The sequence below is a fragment of the Cupriavidus sp. C1SS-2L genome (genome assembly GCF_057073735.1).
In genome coordinates this window covers 2067959-2093015 of record NZ_CP172708.1, presented here as the reverse complement: position 1 = coordinate 2093015, position 25057 = coordinate 2067959, and the positions used below count along the sequence as shown (strand labels likewise).

Annotated in this window: 25 protein-coding genes; 21 read left to right on the top strand and 4 right to left on the bottom strand. The window is 63.8% G+C overall.

What is annotated here, in order from left to right; genetic code table 11:
* The first annotated feature begins 84 nt into the window (after positions 1–84).
* The 15 genes from tsf (at position 85) to ACIGJG_RS09630 (ending at position 15203) form a co-directional block, all read left to right on the top strand.
* The gene (gene tsf, locus ACIGJG_RS09700) at positions 85–963 is read left to right on the top strand and encodes a translation elongation factor Ts (protein WP_011298043.1); all 879 of its coding nucleotides are present in this window, start codon (positions 85–87) and stop codon (positions 961–963) included.
* 271 nt (positions 964–1234) lie between these two features.
* Positions 1235–1945 carry a UMP kinase gene (gene pyrH, locus ACIGJG_RS09695; RefSeq protein WP_011298042.1) on the top strand — a complete coding sequence of 237 codons (711 nt, stop codon included), beginning with the start codon at positions 1235–1237 and terminating at the stop codon, positions 1943–1945.
* A gap of 108 nt (positions 1946–2053) precedes the next feature.
* Positions 2054–2614 carry a ribosome recycling factor gene (gene frr, locus ACIGJG_RS09690; RefSeq protein WP_011298041.1) on the top strand — a complete coding sequence of 187 codons (561 nt, stop codon included), beginning with the start codon at positions 2054–2056 and terminating at the stop codon, positions 2612–2614.
* Between the two features lie 48 nt (positions 2615–2662).
* The gene (uppS, locus tag ACIGJG_RS09685) at positions 2663–3433 is read left to right on the top strand and encodes a polyprenyl diphosphate synthase (RefSeq protein ID WP_140953192.1); all 771 of its coding nucleotides are present in this window, start codon (positions 2663–2665) and stop codon (positions 3431–3433) included.
* A gap of 38 nt (positions 3434–3471) precedes the next feature.
* Positions 3472–4293, top strand: a complete 822-nt coding sequence (locus ACIGJG_RS09680) for a phosphatidate cytidylyltransferase (protein ID WP_011298039.1) — start codon at positions 3472–3474, stop codon at positions 4291–4293.
* A gap of 17 nt (positions 4294–4310) precedes the next feature.
* A complete protein-coding gene (gene ispC, locus ACIGJG_RS09675) occupies positions 4311–5498 on the top strand; it encodes a 1-deoxy-D-xylulose-5-phosphate reductoisomerase (RefSeq protein WP_011298038.1) in 1188 nt (395 codons plus the stop codon).
* A gap of 104 nt (positions 5499–5602) precedes the next feature.
* The gene (gene rseP / locus ACIGJG_RS09670) at positions 5603–6994 is read left to right on the top strand and encodes an RIP metalloprotease RseP (protein ID WP_011298037.1); all 1392 of its coding nucleotides are present in this window, start codon (positions 5603–5605) and stop codon (positions 6992–6994) included.
* 98 nt (positions 6995–7092) lie between these two features.
* The gene (bamA, locus tag ACIGJG_RS09665) at positions 7093–9447 is read left to right on the top strand and encodes an outer membrane protein assembly factor BamA (protein ID WP_011298036.1); all 2355 of its coding nucleotides are present in this window, start codon (positions 7093–7095) and stop codon (positions 9445–9447) included.
* Positions 9448–9468: 21 nt separating this feature from the next.
* Positions 9469–9996: an OmpH/Skp family outer membrane protein gene (locus ACIGJG_RS09660; protein ID WP_011298035.1), complete on the top strand. Its 528-nt coding sequence runs from the start codon at positions 9469–9471 to the stop codon at positions 9994–9996.
* A gap of 34 nt (positions 9997–10030) precedes the next feature.
* On the top strand, positions 10031–11119 hold the full coding sequence (lpxD, locus tag ACIGJG_RS09655; RefSeq protein ID WP_011298034.1) for a UDP-3-O-(3-hydroxymyristoyl)glucosamine N-acyltransferase: 1089 nt from the start codon (positions 10031–10033) through the stop codon (positions 11117–11119).
* Positions 11120–11129: 10 nt separating this feature from the next.
* A complete protein-coding gene (gene fabZ, locus ACIGJG_RS09650; protein ID WP_011298033.1) occupies positions 11130–11582 on the top strand; it encodes a 3-hydroxyacyl-ACP dehydratase FabZ in 453 nt (150 codons plus the stop codon).
* A gap of 128 nt (positions 11583–11710) precedes the next feature.
* The gene (lpxA, locus tag ACIGJG_RS09645; RefSeq protein ID WP_140949564.1) at positions 11711–12514 is read left to right on the top strand and encodes an acyl-ACP--UDP-N-acetylglucosamine O-acyltransferase; all 804 of its coding nucleotides are present in this window, start codon (positions 11711–11713) and stop codon (positions 12512–12514) included.
* Between the two features lie 88 nt (positions 12515–12602).
* Positions 12603–13736, top strand: coding sequence for a lipid-A-disaccharide synthase (lpxB, locus tag ACIGJG_RS09640; RefSeq protein ID WP_483673070.1), 1134 nt, complete (start codon positions 12603–12605; stop codon positions 13734–13736).
* Positions 13736–14392 (top strand): ribonuclease HII, encoded by a 657-nt coding sequence (rnhB, locus tag ACIGJG_RS09635; RefSeq protein ID WP_483672274.1) that lies wholly within the window; start codon positions 13736–13738, stop codon positions 14390–14392. Before lpxB ends, rnhB begins: the two co-directional genes overlap by 1 nt.
* Before the next feature lie 25 nt (positions 14393–14417).
* Complete coding sequence (locus ACIGJG_RS09630) at positions 14418–15203, top strand: TrmH family RNA methyltransferase (protein ID WP_011298029.1); 786 nt, start codon at positions 14418–14420, stop codon at positions 15201–15203.
* Positions 15204–15215: 12 nt separating this feature from the next.
* Here ACIGJG_RS09630 and ppsR read toward each other — a convergent pair whose 3' ends face one another.
* Positions 15216–16121: a posphoenolpyruvate synthetase regulatory kinase/phosphorylase PpsR gene (ppsR, locus tag ACIGJG_RS09625; protein ID WP_011298028.1), complete on the bottom strand. Its 906-nt coding sequence runs from the start codon at positions 16119–16121 to the stop codon at positions 15216–15218.
* A gap of 280 nt (positions 16122–16401) precedes the next feature.
* Here ppsR and ppsA point away from each other — a divergent pair, with 280 nt between their 5' ends.
* The 3 genes from ppsA (at position 16402) to ACIGJG_RS09610 (ending at position 20394) form a co-directional block, all read left to right on the top strand.
* Positions 16402–18786, top strand: coding sequence for a phosphoenolpyruvate synthase (gene ppsA / locus ACIGJG_RS09620; RefSeq protein WP_011298027.1), 2385 nt, complete (start codon positions 16402–16404; stop codon positions 18784–18786).
* Between the two features lie 172 nt (positions 18787–18958).
* Complete coding sequence (locus ACIGJG_RS09615) at positions 18959–19384, top strand: NfeD family protein (protein WP_011298026.1); 426 nt, start codon at positions 18959–18961, stop codon at positions 19382–19384.
* A gap of 80 nt (positions 19385–19464) precedes the next feature.
* Positions 19465–20394: an SPFH domain-containing protein gene (locus ACIGJG_RS09610; RefSeq protein ID WP_011298025.1), complete on the top strand. Its 930-nt coding sequence runs from the start codon at positions 19465–19467 to the stop codon at positions 20392–20394.
* Positions 20395–20425: 31 nt separating this feature from the next.
* Here the strand turns inward: ACIGJG_RS09610 and smpB are convergent, their stop codons facing one another.
* Positions 20426–20878 (bottom strand): SsrA-binding protein SmpB, encoded by a 453-nt coding sequence (smpB, locus tag ACIGJG_RS09605; RefSeq protein ID WP_011298024.1) that lies wholly within the window; start codon positions 20876–20878, stop codon positions 20426–20428.
* Between the two features lie 202 nt (positions 20879–21080).
* Between smpB and ACIGJG_RS09600 the strand changes: the two genes are divergently transcribed.
* Both ACIGJG_RS09600 and ACIGJG_RS09595 read left to right on the top strand, forming a co-directional pair.
* Positions 21081–21518: a type II toxin-antitoxin system RatA family toxin gene (locus ACIGJG_RS09600; RefSeq protein ID WP_011298023.1), complete on the top strand. Its 438-nt coding sequence runs from the start codon at positions 21081–21083 to the stop codon at positions 21516–21518.
* Positions 21505–21840, top strand: coding sequence for an RnfH family protein (locus ACIGJG_RS09595; protein WP_140949561.1), 336 nt, complete (start codon positions 21505–21507; stop codon positions 21838–21840). Before ACIGJG_RS09600 ends, ACIGJG_RS09595 begins: the two co-directional genes overlap by 14 nt.
* A gap of 25 nt (positions 21841–21865) precedes the next feature.
* Here the strand turns inward: ACIGJG_RS09595 and ACIGJG_RS09590 are convergent, their stop codons facing one another.
* Entirely contained in the window at positions 21866–22381 is a 516-nt protein-coding gene (locus ACIGJG_RS09590) for a DUF4124 domain-containing protein (protein WP_483672273.1), read from the bottom strand.
* 101 nt (positions 22382–22482) lie between these two features.
* Positions 22483–23442, bottom strand: a complete 960-nt coding sequence (locus ACIGJG_RS09585; protein WP_140949559.1) for a DMT family transporter — start codon at positions 23440–23442, stop codon at positions 22483–22485.
* Positions 23443–23564: 122 nt separating this feature from the next.
* Here ACIGJG_RS09585 and guaB point away from each other — a divergent pair, with 122 nt between their 5' ends.
* Positions 23565–25028 (top strand): IMP dehydrogenase, encoded by a 1464-nt coding sequence (gene guaB / locus ACIGJG_RS09580; RefSeq protein WP_140949558.1) that lies wholly within the window; start codon positions 23565–23567, stop codon positions 25026–25028.
* Positions 25029–25057 lie beyond the last annotated feature (29 nt).

The window sequence follows — 25057 nt, the reverse complement described above, 5'->3', positions numbered from 1 at the left end:
TGCCGCGGGTGAAGCTGTACACCCCCGGCCGGTTGCGAGCCAGGAAACTGGCGCACCCGGCGCGAACCATTCAAGGAGTGACAAATGGCGGCAATTACCGCAAGCATGGTGGCAGAACTGCGCGCGAAGACCGACGCGCCGATGATGGAATGCAAGAAGGCCCTGACCGAGGCCGACGGCGATCTGAACAAGGCTGAAGAGCTGCTGCGCGTCAAGCTGGGCAATAAGGCCAGCAAAGCTGCATCGCGCGTGACCGCTGAGGGCGTGGTCGCTTCGTTCATCGACGGCACCACCGGTGTCCTGGTCGAATTGAACTGCGAGACCGATTTCGTCTCCAAGAACGACGACTTCCTGGCGTTCTCGGCCAAGGTCGCCGAACTGATCGCCAAGCAGAACCCGGCCGACGTGGCTGCGCTGTCGGCGCTGGAACTCGACGGCGTGAGTGTTGAAGCCACCCGTACCGCCCTGATCGGCAAGATCGGCGAGAACCTGACGATCCGCCGCTTCGTGCGCTACGCCAACGGTGGCAAGCTGGTTTCGTACCTGCACGGCACCCGTATCGGCGTGATGGTCGAGTTCGACGGCGACGAAGCCGCCGCCAAGGACGTCGCCATGCACGTGGCCGCCATGAAGCCGGTGTCGCTGTCGGCTGAGCAGGTTCCCGCGGACCTGATCGCCAAGGAGCGCAGCATCGCCGAGCAAAAGGCTGCCGAGTCGGGCAAGCCGGCTGAAATCGCCGCCAAGATGGTGGAAGGTTCGGTCCAGAAGTACCTGAAGGAAGTGTCGCTGTTCAACCAGCCGTTCGTGAAGAACGACAAGCAGACCGTCGAGCAGATGCTCAAGGCTGCCAACACGACCGTGAAGGGCTTCACGCTGTATGTCGTGGGCGAAGGCATCGAGAAGAAGCAGGACGACTTCGCTGCCGAAGTGGCCGCGCAGGTGGCCGCTGCCCAGAAGGGCTGATGTCCGGGGCGGCCGGTGCCTCCCGTCAGGGTTGGCACGCCGCCTATAATGCCGAAGGGGCGCCGCAAGGTGCCCCTCTGTGTAAGTGGGACCGAAGCAGCAACACGCAGCCCCGGCTGCGTGCGCTGCACCAGCCAGTTTCCGGCGCCATCCGCCTGCCGCGGGTGCCGCCGAAAACCGGTTATCTCCGGCATCCGCGCGGCCTTGCCGCATGGGTGTATCAAAACAATACGTCTCAAATCGAGCAGCTTGCTCCTGTCCGAGGGTGAATATGCCAGCCTACAAGCGCGTCCTACTGAAACTCTCCGGTGAAGCCCTCATGGGCGATGATGCTTTCGGCATCAACCGCGCCACCATCGAAGGGATGGTCAACGACATTGCCGAGATCGTGAAGCTCGGCGTCCAGGTGGCGGTGGTCATCGGCGGCGGCAATATCTTCCGCGGCGTCGCGGGCGGTGCTGCCGGCATGGACCGCGCCACGGCCGACTACATGGGCATGCTGGCCACCATGATGAACGCGCTGGCCCTGCAAGACGCCATGCGCCACGCCAATATCGAGGGCCGTGTCCAGTCCGCGCTGCGCATGGACCAGGTGGTCGAGCCCTATATCCGCCCGCGCGCGATTCGCCAGCTTGAAGAGGGCAAGGTGGTGATCTTTGCCGCCGGTACCGGCAACCCGTTCTTCACTACCGACACCGCTGCGGCACTGCGTGGCGCGGAGATCGGCGCCGAGATCGTGCTCAAGGCGACCAAGGTTGATGGCGTGTACACGGCAGACCCGAAGAAGGATCCGAGCGCCACGCGCTACACCACGATTACGTTCGACGAGGCCATCTCGCGCAATCTGCAGGTCATGGACGCCACGGCGTTCGCGCTGTGCCGCGACCAGAAGCTGCCGATCAAGGTGTTCTCGATCGTGAAGCCGGGCGCGCTCAAGCGCGTGGTGCTGGGCGAGGACGAAGGTACGCTGGTCCACGTCTGAGGACGGGTGCCGGCCGCGGAATCTGTTGCGCGGGCCGGCAAAGAGTAGAATGATTCATTTTCGATCCCGGTATTTCGGGATCCTGGTAGCTGATTTCCGGAGGTAATCATGAGCGTCGCCGAAACCAAGAAGAGCGTCGAGCAGAAGATGCAGAAGTCGATCGAGGCCTTCAAGGCCGATCTGGCTAAAGTCCGCACCGGCCGTGCCCACGTCGGCCTGCTCGACCACGTACAGGTGGACTACTACGGTTCGATGGTGCCGATCAGCCAGGTGGCCAATATCGGCCTTGGCGATGCCCGCACCATTACCGTGCAGCCGTGGGAAAAGAAGATGGTCGGCGCGGTCGAGAAGGCAATTCGCGACTGCGACCTCGGCCTGAACCCGGCGACGATGGGCGAAGTCATCCGCGTGCCGATGCCGCCGCTGACGGAAGAGCGCCGCAAGGAGCTGACCAAGGTCGTCAAGGGCGAAGCCGAAGGCGCCAAGATCGCTGTGCGCAACCTGCGCCGCGACGCCAACGAGCAGTTCAAGAAGCTGGTCAAGGACAAGGCGATCTCCGAGGACGACGAGCGCCGCGGCCAGGACGACGTGCAGAAGCTGACCGACAAGTATGTGGCGGAAATCGACAAGATGGTCGCCGAGAAAGAGAAGGAGATCATGACGGTCTGACGGTTTCCCGGCGCTATGCCGCCGGGACCTTCAGTGTCGTCTGCCATCATGCAGCACATCAGTTCTACGCTCGCCGTCCCCGACAGTACCTATGTGCCCCGCCACGTTGCCATCATCATGGATGGCAACGGCCGCTGGGCGACGCAGCGCCATCTGCCACGCGTGGCCGGTCACAGCCGCGGGCTGGATGCCGTTCGGGCGGTGGTCGAGGCCAGCGCCGCGCGCGGCGTGCAGTTCCTGACGCTGTTCGCGTTCAGCTCCGAGAACTGGCGTCGTCCTGCCGACGAGGTATCGTTCCTGATGCGCCTGTTCATGACTGCCTTGCGCCGCGAGGTGGTCAAGATGCATGCGAACAGCATCCGCTTGCGCGTGGTGGGAGATCTGAGCAGGTTCAGTCCCCGCATCCAGCAGCTGATCAAGGATGCCGAGGCGCGCACCGCCGGCAACACCGGCATGACGGTGACCATTGCCGCCAACTACGGCGGCCGATGGGACCTGCTGCAGGCCATGCGCAAGATGCTGGCCCGCTCGCCGATGCTCGATCCCGAATCGATCGACGAATCGGTGCTGGCGCCGCACCTGGCGATGTCCTACGCGCCGGAGCCGGACCTGTTCATCCGCACCGGCGGCGAACAGCGCATCAGCAATTTCCTGTTGTGGCAGCTCGCCTATTCCGAGCTGTACTTCACCGATGTCTTCTGGCCGGACTTTGACGCGGCCGAGCTGGACAAGGCCTTTGCCTCGTACCGCCAGCGCGAACGCCGCTTTGGCCGCACCAGCGCGCAGCTGGTGGCGCCGGGGCTGTCCGGCACTGCCTGAGCGGCAAGTCATTCAACTTTCCACGGGACTAGCAGCGCATGCTTCTCACCCGCGTCATCACCGCCCTGTGCCTGTTGCTGCTGATCCTGCCGATCCTGTTCCTGGCACCGCCCTCGGCGCTGGCCGGGCTGGTCGCCGTGATCGTGCTGCTTGGCGGCTGGGAGTTCGGGCGGCTCATCGGGCTGCGCGGCGCCTGGCCGTACGTGTACGCCGTGGCCTGCCTGCTCGCCTTGATTGGCTGGCATGACCTGCCGGACCGCCATGGCCTGACCAGGCTGCTGGAGGCTGCCGTGGTCTGCTGGGGCGTGGCGCTTGTACTGCTCGCGCGCGGCGTGCGGACTGCGACGCCGGGGTTCACGGTGCTGGGCGCCATCCTCGGCCTCATCATGCTTCCCGCATTCGGGCACGCCATCATGATCCTGCGCAGCGCCGGCATTGGCGTATTGCTGACAGCGGCCGTGCTGGTGTGGGCGGCGGATATCGGCGCCTATTTTGTCGGCAAGGCCATCGGGCGGCGCAAGCTCGCCCCTTCCATCAGCCCAGGCAAGTCGTGGGAGGGCGCGATCGGCGGCTGGCTGCTCGCCATGCTGATCGGCCTGGGTCTGGCCGCCACCCATGCCTTTGCTCCGACCTGGTTCTCCGTGATGGCCGACCGCGGTGGCCTTGCGCTCGTCGCCCTCTTGACCACGCTGCTGGTTGCGGCGAGCATCGTCGGTGACCTGTTCGAGTCGCTGCTCAAGCGGCAGGTCGGCATGAAGGACAGCAGCCGGCTGTTGCCTGGCCACGGCGGCGTGCTGGACCGCATTGACGCGCTGGTGCCGGTGTTCCCGCTGGCCGCGCTGATGGTGACCTATTTCTGAAGCTGCTCTGTTCTGATATGCATCGAATTACCATCCTGGGCGCTACTGGCTCGATCGGCGAAAGCACGCTCGACGTCGTACGGCGCCACGCCGACCGGTATGCGGTGCATGCCCTCACCGCACATCGGCAGGTGCAGAAGCTCGCGGCGAGTTGCATCGAGTTTCGCCCCGCCCGCGCTGTGGTGGGGACGTCGGAAGCCGCAGCCGAACTGGAAGCGCTGCTGCGCATGGCCGGTGTCAAGACCGAAGTCAGCCACGGCGAAGCCGCGCTGGAATCGGTGGCCAGCGACGCGCAGACCGATTCGGTCATGGCTGCGATCGTCGGTGCAGCGGGGCTGCGTCCGACGCTGGCAGCGGCGCGCGCCGGCAAGCGCGTGCTGCTGGCCAACAAAGAAGCGCTGGTCATGTCCGGGCGCATCTTCATGGATGCGGTCCGCGAACACGGCGCCACGCTACTGCCGATCGACAGCGAACACAATGCCATCTTCCAGTGCCTGCCGGCGAACGATCAGCGTTATCGGGCAGGCGTTGCCAAGGTCGTGTTGACCGCTTCGGGCGGCCCATTCCGTACGCGCGATCCGGCGACGCTCCACGACATTACCCCGGACCAGGCCTGCGCCCATCCGAACTGGGTGATGGGTCGCAAGATCTCGGTGGACTCGGCGACCATGATGAACAAGGGCCTGGAAGTCATCGAGGCCCATTGGCTGTTCGGGGCGCCGGCCGAGCACATCGAAGTGCTGATTCATCCGCAAAGCATCGTGCATTCGATGGTTGCCTACCGCGACGGATCGGTGCTTGCCCAACTCGGCAATCCCGACATGCGCACTCCGATCGCCTATGGGCTGGCTTATCCGGAGCGGATCGATGCAGGGGTTTCTCCGCTTGACCTGACGCTGGCCGGAGCCCTGAATTTCGAGAAACCGGATCTGGTGCGATTTCCTTGCCTGGCGCTTGCCTTCGACGCGCTTCGTGCCGGCGGTGTGGCGCCGGCCGTACTCAATGCCGCCAATGAGGTGGCTGTCGAAGCATTCCTGCAGGGCGGCATCCGCTTCACCGACATCGCCAGGATCGTCGGCAACGTGCTGGAAAAAGCACCCCATGGTGCGGCTGACTCGCTCGAATGCGTGCTCGAGGCCGACCAGTTGGCGCGACAGTCCGCGCGTGCATGTCTGCAGGACGTGACAACAAGCGCCGTCCGCTGACGGCGGGGCCGGTGGCATCTGCGACAATGGTATTGCCGCCGCGACCGGCGCCTATGCCATCGCGACCTGCCCCCCGGCCCTGCCAACTTTCCTGACGACCTGCCATGCAAACCGTAATCGCTTTTGTCGTCGCCCTCTGTGTGCTGATCTTCGTCCACGAGATGGGCCACTACCTTGCTGCGCGCGCTTGCGGAGTCAAGGTGCTGCGGTTTTCGATCGGCTTCGGCCGGCCGCTGCTTCGCTGGATCTCCAAGGGGCGGGACCGCACCGAATGGACCGTCGCGGCCATTCCGCTTGGCGGCTACGTCAAGATGCTCGATGAGCGTGAACGTGACCCGCAGCACGACGCGCCGATCGACCCGGCGGAACTGCCGCGCGCGTTCAACCGGCAGCCCGTCGGGAAGCGCTTCATCATTGTCGCCGCCGGACCGCTAGCCAACTTTGCGCTGGCGATCGTGCTGTATTTCGGCCTTTTTACAGGCGGCATGCGCGAGCCCGCGCCGATCCTGGCAACGCCCGCAGCCGGCACCATGGCCGCCGAGGCTGGTGTGCGTGAGGGCGACCGGGTGCTGTCATTGCAGGCCAACGGCAGGGAAGAGGCCGTGCGCTCCTGGAACGAACTGCGTATGGCGGTATTTGCCGAAGGGTTCGGCGATGCCCGCGCGGTGCTGCGTGTACGCGGATCCGATGGCAGCGAGCGCGACCTGACACTGGCACGTCTGCCCAGCACCGGCAGCAATCCGGAACAGGATCCATTGGCCACGCTAGGCCTGTCGCTCAAGGGCGGCCCGGTGACGATCACCGAGGTCATGGCGGGTTCGGCCGGGGAGCGAGCCGGCCTGAAGGCCGGCGACCGGGTGGTGGCTTGGCAGGGCAAGCCGCTGACGCAGGCCTCGGAACTGATCAAGGCGGTGCGGGCGCAGCCGGGCCAGCGCGTGGCGCTCGGCATCGAACGCAATGGCCAACGGCTGGATATTCCCGTCACGCTTGATACTGCACCGCCTCGGGACGGCGAGGCGTCCGGGGCGGCGCCGGCCGGCAAGCTGGGTGCGGCGCTTACCCAGGCGGTGGAGATGGAGACCGTCCGCTACGCCCCGGTTCAGGCTCTGGACCGTGCCGTCGGGCAGGTCTGGAACACCAGCGCGCTGTCGCTGAAGCTGCTCGGCAAGATGCTGATCGGCCAGGCTTCGCTGCAGAACCTGAGCGGCCCGCTGACCGTGGCGGACTACGCCGGACGTGCCGCCCACCTCGGGCTGCAGGCCTTCGTCAGCTTCCTGGCGCTGGTCAGCGTCAGCCTCGGCGTGCTGAATTTGTTACCTATTCCGGTTCTGGACGGGGGGCATTTGCTGTATTATTGCGTGGAATTTTTGACTGGCAGGCCCGTCCCAGACCACTGGCAGGCAATGCTGCAGAAGGTAGGCATCGCCTGCATCTTGCTCCTGACTTCGCTCGCTTTGTTCAATGACGTCAGCCGGATGTTCCTGGCCAATGGCTAGGAGCAGTACTGGCAAACAGGGCGATCGTGTTGCCGACACCGTCGCCCGGGATGCTATTGACAGGCGCAGTCCCACGAAGCATCGGAGCGCAATCCTGGATGGAATCAAAGAGGGGATCAAGATTGATCAGACATAAGCGCGTCTCGCTGGGCTTGCTCGCGAGTGCCGTTATTGCAGCCTGGAGCCCGGCGGGCTGGGCCGCCGATCCGTTTGTCGTCAAGGACATCCGTGTTGAGGGCCTGCAACGCGTGGAACCTGGTACGGTCTTCGGCTACCTTCCGGTCCGCGTCGGCGAAACGTTCACCGACGACAAGGGCGCCGACGCCATCCGCGCGCTGTATAACACCGGTTTCTTCAAGGACGTGCAGATCCGCGCCGAAGAGGGCGTGCTGGTCGTGCAGGTCGAAGAACGTCCCGCCATTTCGCAGCTTGAGTTCGTCGGCATCAAGGAATTCGACAAGGACACGCTGCGCCGCTCGCTGCGTGCCGTGGGCGTTGCTGAAGCGCGTTACTACGACAAGGCCCTGATCGACAAGGCCGAGCAGGAACTCAAGCGCCAGTACGTGGCCCGCGGCTACTACGCGGCCGACGTGCAGACCACGGTGACGCCGGTGGACCGCAACCGCGTGTCGGTGGTGTTCAACGTGGAAGAAGGCCCGGTCGCCAAGATCAAGCAGATCAATATCGTCGGCAACAAGGCTTTCAAGGAAAGCACGCTGCGCGACGAGATGCAGCTGTCGACGCCGAACTGGCTGTCCTGGTACACCAAGAACGACCTCTATTCCAAGCAGAAGCTCACGGCTGACCTGGAAGCACTGCGTTCGTACTACCTGAACCGCGGCTACCTGGAATTCGCCATCGAGTCGACGCAGGTGTCGATCACGCCGGACAAGAAGGACATCTACCTGACGCTGAACATCAAGGAAGGCGAACAGTACAAGGTGTCCGATATCCGTCTGGCCGGCGAACTGCTGGGCAAGCAGGAGGAAATGGAAAAGCTGCTGCAGCTGAAGAAGGGCGACATTTTCTCGTCCGAGAAGCTGACGGCAAGCACCAAGTCCATTACCGACCTGCTCGGCACCTATGGCTATGCGTTCACCACGATCAACCCGCAGCCGCAGATCGACCAGGAAAAGCGTGAAGTCGCGCTGACGCTGATGGTCGACCCGGGCCGCCGCGTGTATGTGCGCCGCGTCAACGTGGTCGGCAACAGCAAGACCCGCGACGAAGTGGTGCGCCGTGAAATGCGGCAGATGGAAAGCTCCTGGTTCGACAGCGAGAAGCTGACGCAGTCGCAGGCGCGTATCAACCGCACGGGCTACTTCACCGACACCAACATCACCACTGAAGACGTGCCGGGCGCGCCCGACCAGGTCGATGTGAACGTCAACGTGACCGAGAAGCCGACCGGCCAGATCAGCCTCGGCGTGGGCTTCTCGTCCACGGACAAGCTGGTGCTGCAGGCTGGCCTGCGCCAGGACAACGTGTTCGGTTCCGGTACCAGTCTCGGTCTGGACGTGAACACCGCCAAGTCGTTCCGTACCATCGCGCTGACGCAGTACGACCCGTATTTCACGGTGGACGGCATCAGCCGCTCGACTGACGTCTACTACCGTACGTCCCGCCCGCTGTACTACACGGGCGACCAGGACTACAAGATCGAAACGGCCGGCGGCGGCTTCAAGTTCGGTGTGCCGTTCTCGGAAGTCGATACCGTTTTCTTCGGCATCGGCTACGAATGGACCCGTATCTCGGTGTCGCCGAACACGCCGAGCCAGTACGTGAAGTTCCTGCACGACATCGGCAAGATGCCGGCAGGCCAGACGACCGGCACAGCTTCGCCGATCAACAACTTTCCGTTCACGATCGGCTGGGCGCGTGACCGCCGTGACTCGGCGCTCGTGCCGACCAAGGGCCCCTACACGCAGGCCAACCTGGAAGTCGGCATCCCGGGCGGCGACGTGCAGTACTACCGTGCCAGCGTTCAGCAGCAGTACTTCTATCCGATTTCGAAGGCCTTCACGCTGGCCCTTAACGGTGAAGTCGCCTACGGCCATGGCTACGGCAACACGCCGTTCCCGGTGTACAAGTACTTCTATGCCGGTGGTATCGGCTCGGTGCGCGGCTACCAGACCAGCACGCTGGGTCCGAAGGACCAGAACGGCAACCCTGTCGGTGGCGCGTCCAAGATGATCGGTAACGTCGAATTCATCTTCCCGCTGCCGGGTTCGGGTGTGGATCGTACGCTGCGTCTCTTCACGTTCTTCGACTTCGGTAACGTGTATCAGGAAGGTGCACCGCTGTCGTTCAGCGAGCTGAAGTATTCCACCGGTTTCGGTATGTCGTGGTTGTCGCCGATCGGTCCGCTGAAGATCAGCATGGGCTTCCCGCTGAAGAAGGACAATACCGACAAGGTTCAGCGCTTCCAGTTCCAGATCGGCACTGCGTTCTGATTCTGTAAAAGGATCTGTTTCATGAATACAAAATCCAAACTGGTCAAATCCCTGAGCGCCGCCGCTGTGGCAGCTGCAGCGCTGTGTGCCGCGGCTCCGGCAATGGCTCAGGAAGCCCGCATTGCCGCCGTGAATTCCGAGCGGATCCTGCGCGATTCGCAGCCAGCGAAGGCGGCTCAGGTCAAGCTCGAGCAGGAATTCTCCAAGCGCGACCGCGAACTGCAGGACATGGCCCAGAAGATCAAGGGCATGGCCGACAAGCTGGACAAGGATACAGCCGTGCTGGCCGATTCGGACCGTCAGCGTCGCCAGCGCGAAGTCGCCGACCTGGACCGCGAATTCCAGCGCAAGCAACGCGAATTCCGTGAAGACCTGAACCAGCGCCGCAATGAGGAACTGGCGCAGGTGCTGGAACGCGCCAACCGAGTGATCCGCTCGCTGGCCGAGCAGCGCAAGTACGATCTGATCGTGCAGGAAGCGGTGTACGTGAACCCGCGCATCGACATCACGGACGATGTGATGAAGGCGCTGAACGCTGGCGGCAAGTAAGCCGCTGGCCGTTCTTTTTTCAGGAAGTACCGCCATGCAGACACCCACACTGGGGCAGCTCGCCACCGAAAACGGCGCGCAGGTTGTGGGTGATCCCGACCTCGCGATCATCGGCCTGGCTCCGCTGGATCAGGCCGGTTCCGGCGAACTCTCGTTCCTCTCCAATCCGCTGTACCTTGCCCAGGCGTTGTCGTCCGCGGCTGGCGCGGTGATCGTGTCCGCGGCGGACCTGGAGCGCATCCGCGCCGAAGGGCAGGCCGACGGGCGCAACTGGCTTGTGGCGCGCAATCCGTATGTGTGCTTCGCGCGGATTGCGCAGCGCTTCGACAAGGCCAACCAGGACGCGCGTACGGGTATCGATCCGCGCGCCAGCGTTGCTGCGGATGTCACGGTTCCCGCTTCGTGCTTTATCGGCCCGAACGTGGTGATCGAGTCCGGTGCGCGTATCGGCGAGCGCGTGCGCATCGTCGCGAACAGCTTCGTCGGCGCGCATGCCGAGATCGGCGACGACTCGCTGCTGTACGCCAATGTGTCGGTCTACCACCATTGTGTGGTCGGCGCGCGCGCGATCCTGCACAGCGGGGTCGTGATCGGTGCGGACGGGTTCGGCTTTGCGCCCGACATCGGTCCCACCGGCGTTGAATACGTGAAGATTCCGCAGACCGGCCGCGCCGTGCTCGGCAACGATGTCGAAGTGGGCGCCAATACCGCCATCGACCGTGGCGCGATGGCCGACACCGTGATCGAAGACGGCTGCAAGATCGACAACCAGGTCCAGATCGCGCACAACGTGCGCGTCGGCGCGCATACCGTGATTGCCGGCTGCGCCGCAGTCTCGGGCAGTACGCATATCGGCCGGTTCTGCGTGATCGGCGGTGCCGCGAATTTCTCGGGGCACCTGAAGATTGCCGACCGCACTACGGTGTCCGGCGGGACTTCGATCACCAAATCCATTACAAAGCCCGGTGGCCACTTCACCAGCGTGTTTCCGTTCCTGCCACACGGCGAATGGGAGCGCAATGCCGCGATCGTGCGTGGCCTGACCAAGCTGCGTGAACGCGTCATGCAACTGGAGCGCCGCCTGCGCGGCCAGTCCGCCGGGACCCAAACCTCACAAGACTAAGAGAAACATCATGACCGCCGCCGAGATCGACATCCGCCAGATTCTGAAACTGCTGCCGCATCGCTATCCGATGCTGCTGGTGGACCGTGTGCTCGAATTCGAACCGCAGAAGCGAATCAAGACGCTGAAGAACGTCACGATCAACGAGCCGTTCTTCCAGGGACATTTTCCCGGCCAGCCGGTGATGCCTGGCGTGATGATCCTGGAAGCGCTGGCCCAGTCCGCCGGTCTGCTGACCTTCGGCGCCGACATGGAGCGCAAGGAAGGCGCGCTGTATTACTTCGTCGGCATCGACGGCGCGCGCTTCAAGCAGGTCGTCTATCCGGGGGACCAACTGCACATGAACGTGACCGTGGAGCGCTATATCCGCGGCATCTGGAAGTTCAAGGCGTTTGCCACAGTGGACGAGAAGGTCGCGTGTGAAGCGGAACTGATGTGCACTGTCAAGCAGGCTGACGCCTGAGTCCCGCGCCCGCGGCGCGCCGCGGGCAAGGCGGCGGTAGGCCCTGAAAGGCCACCACATGCCGCCATTCCTGGGCCGGGCGGCCCAGCCCCCAGGCCCCCAGACACCAGACCAACAGGACAGGACGTATGACGCAAATCCATCCCACCGCACTGGTCGATCCGAAAGCAGAACTTGCGGCTGACGTGACCGTCGGCCCGTTTTCCATTGTCGGCCCGAACGTGCGGATCGGCAGCGGCACGAATATCGGCGCACATTCCACGGTGGAAGGACACACCACCATCGGCCAGGGCAACAACATCGGCCCTTACGCTTCCGTGGGTGGCGTGCCGCAGGACATGAAGTACCGTAACGAGCCGACGCGGCTCGACATCGGCGATCGCAATACCATCCGCGAGTTCACCACGATCCATACGGGAACGGTGCAGGATCGTGGCGTGACCACGATCGGCAGCGACAACTGGATCATGGCGTACGTGCACATCGCGCACGACTGCACGGTGGGCAACCATACGGTGTTCTCGAGCAATGCGCAGATCGCCGGCCACGTGGAAGTGGGCGACTGGGCCATCCTCGGCGGCATGAGCGGCGTGCACCAGTTCGTGCGCATCGGCGCGCATGCGATGCTGGGCGGTGCGTCGGCCCTGGTGCAGGACGTGCCCCCGTTCGTGATCGCCGCGAGCGACAAGAACGGCAACAAGGCCACACCGCACGGCATCAACGTCGAAGGCTTGCGTCGCCGTGGCTTCGACGCGGGTCAGATTGCCGGCCTGCGCCAAGCCTACAAGCTGCTGTACAAGTCGGATCTCAGCTTCGACGAGGCGCGCAACGAGATCGCTGCGCTGCTGGCCCAGGCCGATGCAAGCGCGGCAGAACCGCTGCGCGCGTTCCTCGACTTCATCGCCGCCACCCAGCGCGGCATCGTGCGCTGAGACTGGCCCGGACATGGTCGACGCTGCGATTCGGGGCACATTGCCTGCCGGTACCGGGACCAACGCCAGCCAGCGTGGCACGATTGCCATGGTCGCCGGCGAAGCTTCAGGCGACCTGCTGGCATCGCTGATGCTGGGCGGGCTCAAGGCCCGCCTCGGCGATACGGTCAGCTATGCCGGCATTGGCGGCAAGCGCATGATGACCGAGGGTTTTGTATCGCACTGGCCGATGGAGACGCTGTCGGTCAATGGCTACGTCGAGGTGCTTGGCTCGCTGCGCGAGATTCTGGCCACGCGCCGTGCCATCCGTGATTCGCTGCTCGCGAATCCGCCGCTGTGCTTCATCGGCGTGGATGCGCCGGACTTCAATTTTGGTCTGGAGGTGCCGCTGCGGCGCGCCGGAATTCCGGTGGTCCATTTCGTCAGCCCGTCGATCTGGGCCTGGCGGGGAGGTCGGATCCGCACCATTGCGCGTGCGGTCGACCACATCCTCTGCCTGTTCCCGTTCGAGCCCGAGATCTACGCCAAGGCTGGCATTCCGGCGACCTATGTGGGCCACCCGCTGGCCGACGTGATTCCGATGGTGCCCGATGTCGCAGGCGCGCGTGCGGCATTGGACCTGCCCGCTGGCTGTCGCGTGGTTGCCGTATTGCCGGGCAGTCGGCAGTCCGAAGTGCGGAACCTCGGGGCGACATTCTTCGCTGCCATGGCGCGGATGCACCGCATGGACCCGAACCTGGCGTTCGTGCTGCCTGCGGCGAGCGCCCCGTTGCGCGCCATCGTTGAGGAGTTGCATCAGCAGTACCCCGAGCTTCGCTTGACGATCGTCGACGGTAACTCGCATCAGGCGATGGAAGCGGCCGACGTGGTGCTGCTGGCCAGTGGCACCGCGACGCTCGAAGCGGCGTTGTACAAGAAGCCGATGGTGATCTCCTACAAGGTGCCCTGGCTTACTGCGCAGATCATGAAGCGGCAGGGTTACCTGCCGTATGTGGGCTTGCCGAACATCCTGTCGGGGCGCTTTGTGGTGCCCGAACTGCTGCAGGACGATGCTACGCCGGAAGCGCTCGCGCGCGAGACGCTGCTGCAGCTCAATGACCAGGGCAATATCGCCTTCCTGTACGAACACTTCACGCGCATGCACGAAACGCTCAAGTGCAATACGGCGCAGCTCGCCGCGGATGTGGTCGTCGACCTGATGCGCTCGCGGGGGCTGGTCTGATGGCGCGCGGCAATCTTTCGTCGGCGCAAATGGGGCTTGACCTTGCGCCGGTGGCAGCAAGTGTCCGATTCCTGTGCGGCGTGGACGAGGCTGGCCGCGGGCCGTTGGCCGGCCCGGTGTATGCCGCCGCCGTGGTGTTCGACCCAGCGAAGCCAATGCTCCGTGGGCTGGCGGATTCCAAGGTCCTCACCGCCAACAAGCGTGAAGCGCTTTACGACAAGATATGCGAGCGCGCGCTCGGCTGGCATATCGCCTTCGCCACGGTCGAGGAAATCGATACGCTGAACATCCTCCATGCCTCGATGCTTGCGATGCAACGCGCGGTGCAGGGGCTGGCGGAGAAGGGCGTCACGCCGGATCTGGTCCAGGTGGATGGCAACCGCTGCCCGCAGGTGCCGTTTCCGGTCGAGGCGATCGTCAAGGGCGACTCGCTGGTCAAGGCGATCTCGGCGGCGTCCATCCTGGCCAAGGTGGCGCGCGACCGTGAGCTGCTGACGCTGCACGAGGTCTATCCGCAGTATGGCTTCGACGCACATTCCGGCTATCCGACACCGCAGCATCTTGCCGCACTGGCGCAATTCGGCGCCACGCCGCACCACCGGCGCTCGTTTGCGCCCGTGCGCGAGGCCATTGCCCGAGGCCTGGTGGCCTTCTGAGCCGGGCGAACCGAGATCCACTCCTGTGAAGCACGTCACATCGCGCGACAACGCGCTGTTCAAACATCTTAAGGCTCTGGCCACGTCGACACACCAGCGCCGCAAGGCAGGGCAGTCGCTGCTCGATGGCGTGCATCTTGCCCAGGCCTATGTCGCGGCGCTCGGTCAGCCGGTGAGTTGCGTGGTGTCGGAGCGGCACTACGATCATGCCGAGGTGGCACCGCTGCTGGCAGCGGTCGACAGCCAGCGGGTCGTGGTCCTGGCCGATGTTTTGTTCACGCAGGTCAGCGGCGTGGTCAACGGCATCGATCTGATGCTCGTGATCGAGACGCCGTCTGGGCACTTGCCGGCACGCATAGAAGAAGACTGCATTATCCTCGATGGGCTGCAGGATGCAGGGAATGTCGGATCCATCCTGCGCAGCGCCGCAGCAGCCGGCATCCGCCACGCATTCCTCGGTACCGGTTGCGCGTTCGCGTGGTCGGTCAAGACCCTGCGCGCAGGCATGGGCGCCAACTTCCACCTGAATATTGTCGAGCACTGCACGATCGACATGCTCGCGCCGCGCCTTGCGGTGCCGTTGCTGGCGACGTCGTCGCATGCGGATGCCGCAGTGTTCGACACCGACCTGCGAGGCCCCGTGGCCTGGATCGTCGGAAACGAAGGCGCCGGCGTCAGTGACGCATGGATGGAGCACGTTGCGCGCACCGTCGGCATTCCTCAGCCGGGCGGCCTGGAGTCGCTGAATGTGGGCGCCGCCACCGCGATCTGCCTGTTCGAGGCAGTGCGGCAGCGCCGCGGCACCCAGTAACGGCAGTACGGCTCAGTAGTTGTCGCGGTCGACCTTGATTTCCTGAAGGATCGTCGTCGCGATTTCCTCGATGGACTTATGCGTCGAGGACAGCCACTTGATGCCTTCCCGTCGCATCATGGCCTCGGCCTCGTTGACCTCGTAGCGGCAGTTCTCGATCGCGGCGTATTTGCTGCCCGGGCGGCGCTCGTTGCGGATTTCCGTGAGGCGCTGCGGGTCGATCGACAGGCCAAAAATCTTCGGCTTGTAGTCGTAGAGCGCCTTTGGCAGCTTGCCGCGCTCGAAATCATCGGGGATCAGCGGATAGTTCGCCGCTTTCAGGCCGTACTGCATGGCTAGGTAGAGGCTGGTCGGCGTCTTGCCGCTGCGCGAGACGCCAACGAGGATCACATCGGCTTCCTGGAGGTTCTTGTGTGACTGGCCGTCATCATGCGCGAGCGAGAAATTGATGGCCTCGATGCGGTTCTTGTACGCCTCGGTGTCCGCGTTCTGGTGGAAGCGGCCGATCGCATGCGTCGACTTGAGCCCAAGTTCCTTTTCCAGCGGTTCGATGAAGGTCTGGAACATATCCAGGATCATCGCCTTGGCGCGGCGCAGTGCCTTGTTCGCTTCCTGGTTGACGAGCGTGGTGAAGACGATGGGAGGCACGCCTTCGGTGTGGAAAGCCTCATTGATCTTCCCGACGGCGATATGTGCCTTTTCAGGCGTATCGACGAACGGCATGCGTACCTTGCGGAAGCGCATTTCGAACTGCGCAAGGATCGAATGGCTGAAGGTTTCGGCGGTAATGCCGGTACCGTCCGAGACGATAAAAACCGTGCGGGTGGCGGGGCGATCGCCCGCAATGGGCTGGAGAGGCTGGGGCGTTGCACCGGCAGGGGCCGGCTGGGCGCCGTCCGGCGCGACAGGCTCAGACATGGGCTGGCAGAAGAATAAATAGATTCAACGTTCCGCAGAAAAGTGCGGCGCAGCACGGTAGAATAGCGGCGATCTTTTCGCTAAGCAATTCTGCAGGGCCTTTGCCTGGGCGGCCTTCCTGCCTGGAATTGTCGACAATGTGCGCTGCGAGACGAGAGCCACAAAACGAAATTCCCCTCAGCACTGCGGGGTTGTTTAGCCAAGCGATCGGTCCGGGGACAGAACAACAAGAACATACCGGATACCCGCGTCAGTTTTCTTACTTTGTTTTGAGGCTTTCATGACTAACCAGGCAAATAACGGCGCCTACGTGCAGCCGTTCGAGCAGTTGCGCATGCAGGATGTGGAAACGGTCGGCGGCAAGAATTCGTCGCTGGGCGAGATGATCTCGCAGCTGGCCGAGGCCGGCGTCCGTGTTCCCGGTGGTTTTGCCACCACCGCGCTGGCATTCCGCGACTTCCTCGCTCACAACGACCTGACCGCCCGTATTTCGGATCGCCTGAAGGCCCTGGACGTCGATGACGTCAAGGCCCTGGCCGAAGCCGGTGCAGAGATCCGCCGCTGGGTCGTGGAGGCACCGTTCCAGCCGCGCCTGGAACAGGAAGTCCGTGAGTTCTATGCACGCGCCGCCGAGCGCGAAGGCGCCGAGGCATCGTTCGCCGTGCGTTCGTCCGCGACCGCGGAAGACCTGCCCGATGCATCGTTCGCCGGCCAGCAGGAGTCGTACCTGAACGTCAGCGGCATCGACGACGTGCTGGACAAGATCAAGCATGTGTTCGCGTCGCTGTACAACGACCGTGCCATTTCCTACCGCGTGCACAAGGGCTTTGCCCACGACGTGGTCGCTCTGTCGGCCGGCGTGCAGCGCATGGTCCGTTCGGACCTGGCCGCTTCGGGCGTGATGTTCACGATCGACACCGAGTCGGGCTTCCCGGACGTGGTCTTCATCACCTCCAGCTATGGCCTGGGCGAAACGGTGGTGCAGGGCGCCGTTAACCCGGACGAGTTCTACGTCTTCAAGCCGACGCTGCAAGCCGGCAAGTACCCGATCATCCGCCGCTCGATCGGCTCCAAGCTGATCAAGATGGAGTTCACCAAGCCGGGCGAAGCTGGCCGCGTGAAGACCGTCGATGTCCCGGCCGAACTGCGCAACCGCTACTCGATCACTGACGCTGACGTGGCGGAACTGGCCAAGTACGCCATGATCATCGAGAAGCACTACGGTCGCCCGATGGACATCGAGTGGGGCAAGGACGGCAAGGACGGCAAGATCTACATCCTGCAGGCTCGCCCGGAAACCGTGAAGAGCCAGTCGGCCGGCAAGGCCGAGCAGCGCTTCAAACTCAAGGGTACCGCTCCGGTGCTGACCAGCGGCCGTGCGATCGGCCAGAAGATCGGTACGGGTCCAGTGCGCGTCATCAACGACCCGTCCGAGATGGAACGCGTGCAGCCCGGCGACGTGCTGGTGGCCGACATGACCGACCCGAACTGGGAGCCGGTGATGAAGCGCGCCTCGGCCATCGTCACGAACCGTGGCGGCCGTACCTGCCACGCGGCCATCATCGCCCGTGAACTGGGCGTGCCGGCCGTGGTTGGCTGCGGCGACGCGACCGACATCCTGAAGGACGGCACGCTGGTGACGGTGTCGTGCGCCGAAGGCGACGAAGGCCGCATCTATGACGGCCTGCTGGAAACGGAAGTGACCGAAGTCCAGCGCGGCGAAATGCCGGAAATCGCCGTTAAGCTGACGATGAATGTGGGCAACCCGCAACTGGCCTTCGACTTCGCGCAGATCCCGAATTCCGGCGTGGGCCTGGCCCGCCTCGAGTTCATCATCAACAACAACATCGGCGTGCACCCGAAGGCCATCCTCGACTATCCGCAAGTCGATGCCGACCTGAAGAAGGCCGTGGAAAGCGTAGCCCGCGGCCATGCCAGCCCGCGTGCGTTCTATGTTGACAAGCTGGCGGAAGGTATCGCCACCATTGGTGCCGCGTTCTATCCAAAGCCGGTCATCGTGCGCCTGTCGGACTTCAAGTCGAACGAGTACAAGAAGCTGATCGGCGGCTCGCGTTACGAGCCGGATGAAGAGAACCCGATGCTGGGCTTCCGTGGCGCGTCGCGCTACATCGCCGAAGACTTCGCTGAAGCTTTCGAGATGGAGTGCAAGGCCATGAAGCGTGTGCGCGACGAAATGGGCTTGACCAACGTCGAGATCATGGTGCCGTTCGTGCGCACGCTGGGCCAGGCCGAGAAGGTTATCGACCTGCTCGCCAAGCATGGCCTGAAGCGCGGCGAGAACGGCCTGCGCGTCATCATGATGTGCGAAGTGCCGTCGAATGCCATCCTGGCCGAGCAGTTCCTGCAGTACTTCGATGGCTTCTCGATTGGTTCGAATGACCTGACTCAGCTGACCCTGGGCCTGGACCGCGACTCCGGCATGGAGCTGCTGGCCAAGGACTTCGACGAGCGCGACCCCGCCGTGCGCTTCATGCTGTCGCGCGCGATCCAGGCCTGCATCAGCCAGAACAAGTATGTTGGCATCTGCGGCCAGGGTCCTTCGGATCATCCGGACTTCGCCGCCTGGCTGGTCAAGGAAGGCATCAAGTCGATCTCGCTGAACCCGGATTCGGTGGTCGACACGTGGCAGCAACTGGCGTCCTGATGTTTTTGACGTCACAATAACGATAACTGCCGGCGCCGCGATGCGCCGGGTAGCACCGGCCCTGCGGCAGGTGTGAACAAGGGCCCCCGCAGGCGCCGCTGGCGTTGCGGGGGTTTTTCTTTGCCTGCCGCATTTGATGACGGTCGCCCGGTCGGGCCGGGGAAGGGGACAGATGGCTTTGCACTACCTGTGGTTCGTCGCCGTGGTCGTGCTAGTGATCGCGGAGCTGGCTACCGGAACGTTCTATCTGCTGATGGTGGCGGTTGGGCTTGCCGCAGGTGGCTTTGCGGCGCTCGCGGGGCTGGAGCCGTCCGCGCAGACGCTGGTGGCCGCGCTGGTGGCTGTCGTCGGCATTGTCCTGCTGCGTCGCTCGCGCTTCGGCCGTCTACGCCGGGGCAGCGCGGCGTCCGATCCTGGTGTCAATCTCGATATCGGCCAGGAGCTCGAAGTGCCGGCATGGGACACCTATCGACGGGCGCGGGTGCCATACCGTGGTGCCGACTGGACCGTCGAACTCGCACCCGGTGCCGACGCTGCACCGGGCCGCTTTCGCATTGTCGAGATCCGCGGCTCGACACTGATTGTCCTGCCGCGCTGATTGCCATTGTTGCTGCGCGCCGTTGCGCGGCATTGTTGTCCGTTGTCGTCCGTTTTGGTCAACTGTCCGGAGGGTCTTACATGGAAGTCTTTCAGCTTGGCCTGTTGCCGCTGATTATCCTGATTGCCGCGATCGTGCTGATTGCGAAGGGCATCAAAATCGTGCCGCAGCAGCACGCTTGGGTGCTCGAGCGTCTGGGGCGCTATCACGCGACGCTGACACCGGGGCTGTCGATCGTGGTGCCGTTCATCGATCGCGTCGCCTACAAGCACATCCTGAAGGAAATCCCGCTCGACGTGCCCAGCCAGGTCTGCATCACGAAGGACAATACGCAGCTGCAGGTCGATGGTGTGCTGTACTTCCAGGTCACGGATCCGATGAAGGCCTCGTATGGGTCGAGCAACTTTGTCGTGGCCATCACCCAGCTGTCGCAAACCACGCTGCGCTCGGTCATCGGCAAGCTGGAGCTCGACAAGACGTTCGAGGAGCGGGAGTTCATCAATCACAGCGTGGTCAACGCGCTCGACGAGGCGGCTTCGAACTGGGGCGTGAAGGTACTGCGCTATGAGATCAAGGATCTGACGCCGCCGAAGGAAATCCTGCACGCGATGCAGGCCCAGATCACCGCGGAGCGCGAAAAGCGCGCGCTGATCGCAGCATCGGAAGGCAAGCGCCAGGAGCAGATCAACCTGGCGTCGGGCGCGCGTGAAGCGGCCATTCAGAAATCGGAAGGTGAGAAGCAGGCCGCTATCAACAAGGCGCAGGGCGAGGCCGCGGCCATCCTGGCGGTGGCGGAGGCCAACGCGCAGGCGATCCAGAAGATCGGTCAGGCCATTCGCGTGGATGGCGGCATGGAAGCCGTGAACCTCAAGGTGGCCGAGGAATACGTCACGGCGTTCGGTAATCTCGCCAAACAGGGCAACACGCTGATCGTGCCGGGCGACCTCGGCGAGATGAGCAGCATGATTGCCTCGGCGCTGCAGATTGTGAAAGGCCAGAAGGCCGTCTGAGAACGTAGCGAAACTGCGGGGCCCGAGCGCGTTACTCCTTGCTGCCGCCCTTCATGATGCGTGACTTCTCGCGCTGCCAGTCGCGTTGCTTCTCGGTTTCGCGCTTGTCGAACAGTTTCTTGCCCTTGCCGAGGCCGATCTCGCATTTCACGCGGCCGCGCGTGTAGTGCAGGTTCAGCGGCACCAGCGTATAGCCACGCTGCTCGACCTTCCCGATCAGCTTCTTGATCTCGTCGGCCTTGAGCAGCAGCTTGCGCGTGCGCACCGGGTCCGGATTCACGTGGGTGGAGGCGCTCTGCAGCGGGCTGATGTGGGCGCCGATCAGGAACATTTCGGCGTCGCGCACGACCACGTAACCTTCCTTGATCTGCACGCGTCCGGCGCGGATCGCCTTGACTTCCCAGCCTTCCAGCACGATGCCGGCCTCGAATCGCTCTTCAATGAAGTAGTCGAAAAAGGCCTTCTTGTTATCTGCGATGGTCATGCGTGCGGGTCAGGGATGCGTAAGTGGAATGGCTGGCCGTGATTGGCCCGTTCTGAGGCGGGGGTGCCTCGGGCGGCAGGGTCGGCTAAAATCCCCATTTTAGCAAACCAGCCCCGGTACCGGTCCATGCCCGCCGCGCGCGAGATTCGACCTCGCGTGATATTGCGGTGCAGTATGGCCGGGAACCTGATTTTCCCCATTCATGGCAGACGTCCATAAATCCGTCCTGCTCGGCTATTCGGCTGCGCAGATGTACGACCTGGTCACGCGCGTGGAGGACTATCCGAAGTTCCTCCCGTGGTGTGGCGGCGTGGAGGTCTTCGAGCAGACCGATACCACGCTGGATGCAAAGATCCACATCCAGTTCAAGGGTATCCAACAGTTCTTCCACACGCGCAATTCGCAGGAGCGGCCCACACGCATCGACATGACTTTCGCCGATGGACCATTCAAGACCTTCAATGGGTCCTGGCGCTTCACGCCGCTGCGCGAGGACGCGTGCAAGATCGAGTTTCACCTTCACTACGAGTTTTCCAGCCTTCTGCTGGAAAAGATCATCGGTCCTGTATTCAGCATCATCGCGAATACCTTCGTGGATGCCTTCGTCAAGCGCGCCGAGGTGGTCTATGGCGCAAGCTGACATGGTGCGCATTTCGGTGTGCTACGCCAGGCCGGACTCGGTGTTCCTCAAGGAGTTCGACGTGCTGCAAGGTACGACGATTGCCGCTGCCATTGTGAGTTCAGGCGTGCAGCAAGTCTGTCCGGAGGTCGATCCGTCGACCATGCGGGTCGGCATATACGGCAAGCTGAAGACGCCCGATACCGTCGTGCGTACCGGCGACCGCGTGGAAATCTATCGGGCCCTCACCGCAGACCCGAAGCTGGCGCGTCGTCGTCGGGTGCAGAAGACACGCGAGAGCGGCACGCGCGAAGGGCAAAAATGGTTGCGCGGCGGCGCCTGAACTGCTGGCGCGGCTGAGTCTGGGTTCAGCCGCAGTTTTTCTCGATGTTGGCGTTCGTTTTCACAATCTCGGCCTGGCGCTGTTCGCCGTCGAGACGCTGGACGCTGCCGTCCCCGGTCATCACGGCGGCACGTACGCCCTGCTGCAAGCCGTTGGCGTAGTTGCGCAGTTCGGCGCAGCGGCTGGCGCGTTCGCTGGCCTCTTTCTCTTTCCGGGCTTCTTCGGTGGCGGCCTCGAGCCGCTCGGCGCGGCGCTTCTGGAAGCCTTCTTCGGCGGTGGGAGCGGGTGCTGCGGCGGACTTGGCGATGGCGGGTTTCGCCGATGCGCCGTCACTGGCGGGGGCGGACTCGGAGGACCTGTATTCTCCGGCGAGTTGTCCCGGCGCCTTGACAATGCGCGTGACCGAAGGCGGTGGGGGCACGTCGCTGTACACCATGCGGCCGTTGGCGTCGCGCCATTGCCACTGGGCGGATGCTGCTGCCGGCACGGCGGCGAGGGCGGCGGCAAGCAGCGAAAGCGACAGCGCAGACGAACGGATCATGGCAGAAAGTCGGTAGTGGCTGGACGTTTTTTGGTGGCCGGCAACGGTTGCTGTCCCAGTCAAATGCCACGGATGTGACCCCGGCGGCATCGAACACCAGTCTACGCAGACTTGTCGTTGGCGTGCAAGCGGACAGACCAGGCAACGCCGACCATGAGCAGCACGATGGCGGCAATTTCCAGCGGCCGCGGCCAGCGATGATCGAACACAAACCCGTATGCCAGCGCGAAAAGCGTCTCGAACACGATCATCTGGCCGGACAGCGTCAGCGGCAACCGGCGGCTCGCGATATTCCAAAGGTTGTTGCCAATCAGCGACGCTCCGAGTGCTACCGCCGCGTTGACCATCCAGAACCATTGCCAGCCACGGTCGGCCTCCGGGGCGCTGAGTGCATCACCGTCCAGCAGCCAGCCTGCCAGCGCGAGCACGGCAGATACCGCCCCGGTCGACAGCCCGTACAGGGCCGACCATTCGTTGCCGCTGTAGTGCGGATTGCGTTGCAGGTAGCGCGCATTGTCCACGGCATACAGCGTCCAGCAGACCAGCGCCCCGGCCGCGCAGGCTACGCCGGCGAGCTTCTGCCAGACAGGCCGCGCCACGGCATCTGCGGCGGCGGCATGGGCGCTCTGGCCACCGCCGAACAGGTCGACATTGATGCAGGCAATGCCGGCCGCCACCACCAGCAGCGGCCAGATCAGCCGCGACAGCGGCACCGCGCCATGGTCGCGGCGGCCCATGATGGTCACGGAAATCGGCAGGATGCCAATGATCAGCGAGGTGGGGCCTACGCCGGCCAGTTGCACGCCGAAGGCGAGCAGCACGTAGTAGAGCAGGTTGCCGGTAAAGGCCTGGCGCAGCAGCGCGACGCAGTCGGCACGCGTGAGCTTGCGCGCAATCCGCTTCATCAGCGGCAGGGCGGCGACAAGCGCGACGACCCCGTAGGCCAGGTAGCGGCCGATGGCGAGTTCCCATGGGGAAAATGCCGGCAGCAGCTTGGGAGCGATGAACACCATGCCCCAGAACGCCCCCGCCATCAGCCCGCACAGTACGCCGATCCCCATTGTCCCTACGCTCGAAAGAAAAAGACATCGAGCATAGCAGAGCCCATTGTGCACGGGCGTTGGCGGCGCGTCAGGGCGCGCGGATTCCTGTATAATTCGCTTTTGCGCCTAGAGGAATTGCTATGCGTCTTGTCCAGAAAGCACTCACGTTCGATGATGTGCTGCTCGTGCCGGCCTATTCGGCCGTCCTGCCCCGGGATGTCTCCCTTCGTACCCGCCTGACCCGTTCGATCGACCTGAACATTCCGCTCGTGTCCGCTGCCATGGATACCGTGACGGAGGCTCGCCTTGCCATTGCCATGGCGCAGGCCGGCGGCATCGGCATCGTCCACAAGAACTTCAAGCCGGCGGACCAGGCCCGCGAAGTGGCTCGCGTCAAGCGCTACGAATCGGGCGTGTTGCGTGATCCAATCACCATTTCGCCGGACATGAAAGTGCGGGAAGTGATCGCGCTGTCGCAGCAGCACGGTATCTCGGGTTTCCCGGTGCTGGAAGGCAAGACCGTTGTCGGCATCATCACCAACCGCGACCTGCGCTTCGAGGAAGAACTCGACGCACCGGTGCGCGCCAAGATGACGCCGCGCGAGAAGCTCGTGACCGTCGCCGAAGGCGCTCCGCTTGAAGAAGCCAAGCGCCTGATGAACCGCCACCGCCTTGAGCGCGTGCTGGTGGTCAATGCGGCATTCGAGCTGCGCGGCCTGATCACCGTCAAGGATATCCAGAAGGCGGTCGAGAATCCGCTGGCCAGCAAGGACGACCACGGCCAGCTGCGCGTTGGCGCGGCCGTTGGCGTGGGTCCGGAGAACGACGAGCGTGTCGAACTGCTGGTCAAGGCCGGGGTGGACGTGATCGTCGTCGATACCGCGCACGGCCACAGCCAGGGCGTGCTGGATCGCGTTCGCTGGGTCAAGCAGAACTTCCCGCAAGTGCAGGTTGTCGGCGGCAACATCGCCACCGGCGATGCCGCGCGCGCGCTGGTCGAGCATGGCGCTGATGGCGTCAAGGTCGGTATCGGCCCCGGCTCGATCTGCACGACGCGTATCGTGGCAGGTGTCGGCGTGCCGCAGATCACTGCCGTGTCGAACGTTGCCGAAGCCCTGAAGGGCACCGGCGTGCCGCTGATTGCCGATGGCGGCGTCCGTTATTCGGGCGACGTGGCCAAGGCGCTCGCAGCCGGCGCGCACACCGTGATGATGGGCGGCATGTTCTCGGGTACCGAGGAAGCGCCGGGCGAGGTATTCCTGTACCAGGGCCGCTCGTTCAAGAGCTACCGCGGCATGGGTTCGGTGGGTGCGATGAAGGACGGCGCGGCCGACCGCTACTTCCAGGAAGACAACACCGCCAACGTCGACAAGCTGGTTCCGGAAGGCATCGAAGGCCGCGTGCCCTACAAGGGCTCGGTCATGGCGATCATCCACCAGCTCACCGGCGGCGTGCGCGCCTCGATGGGTTACTGCGGCAGCAAGTCGATCGCCGACTGGCACGAGAGTGCCCAGTTCGTGCAGATCACGGCAGCCGGCATGCGTGAGTCGCACGTGCACGACGTGCAGATCACCAAGGAAGCGCCGAACTACCACATCGACTGACCCGCGCGGCAGGCATGCCGGGCCAGATG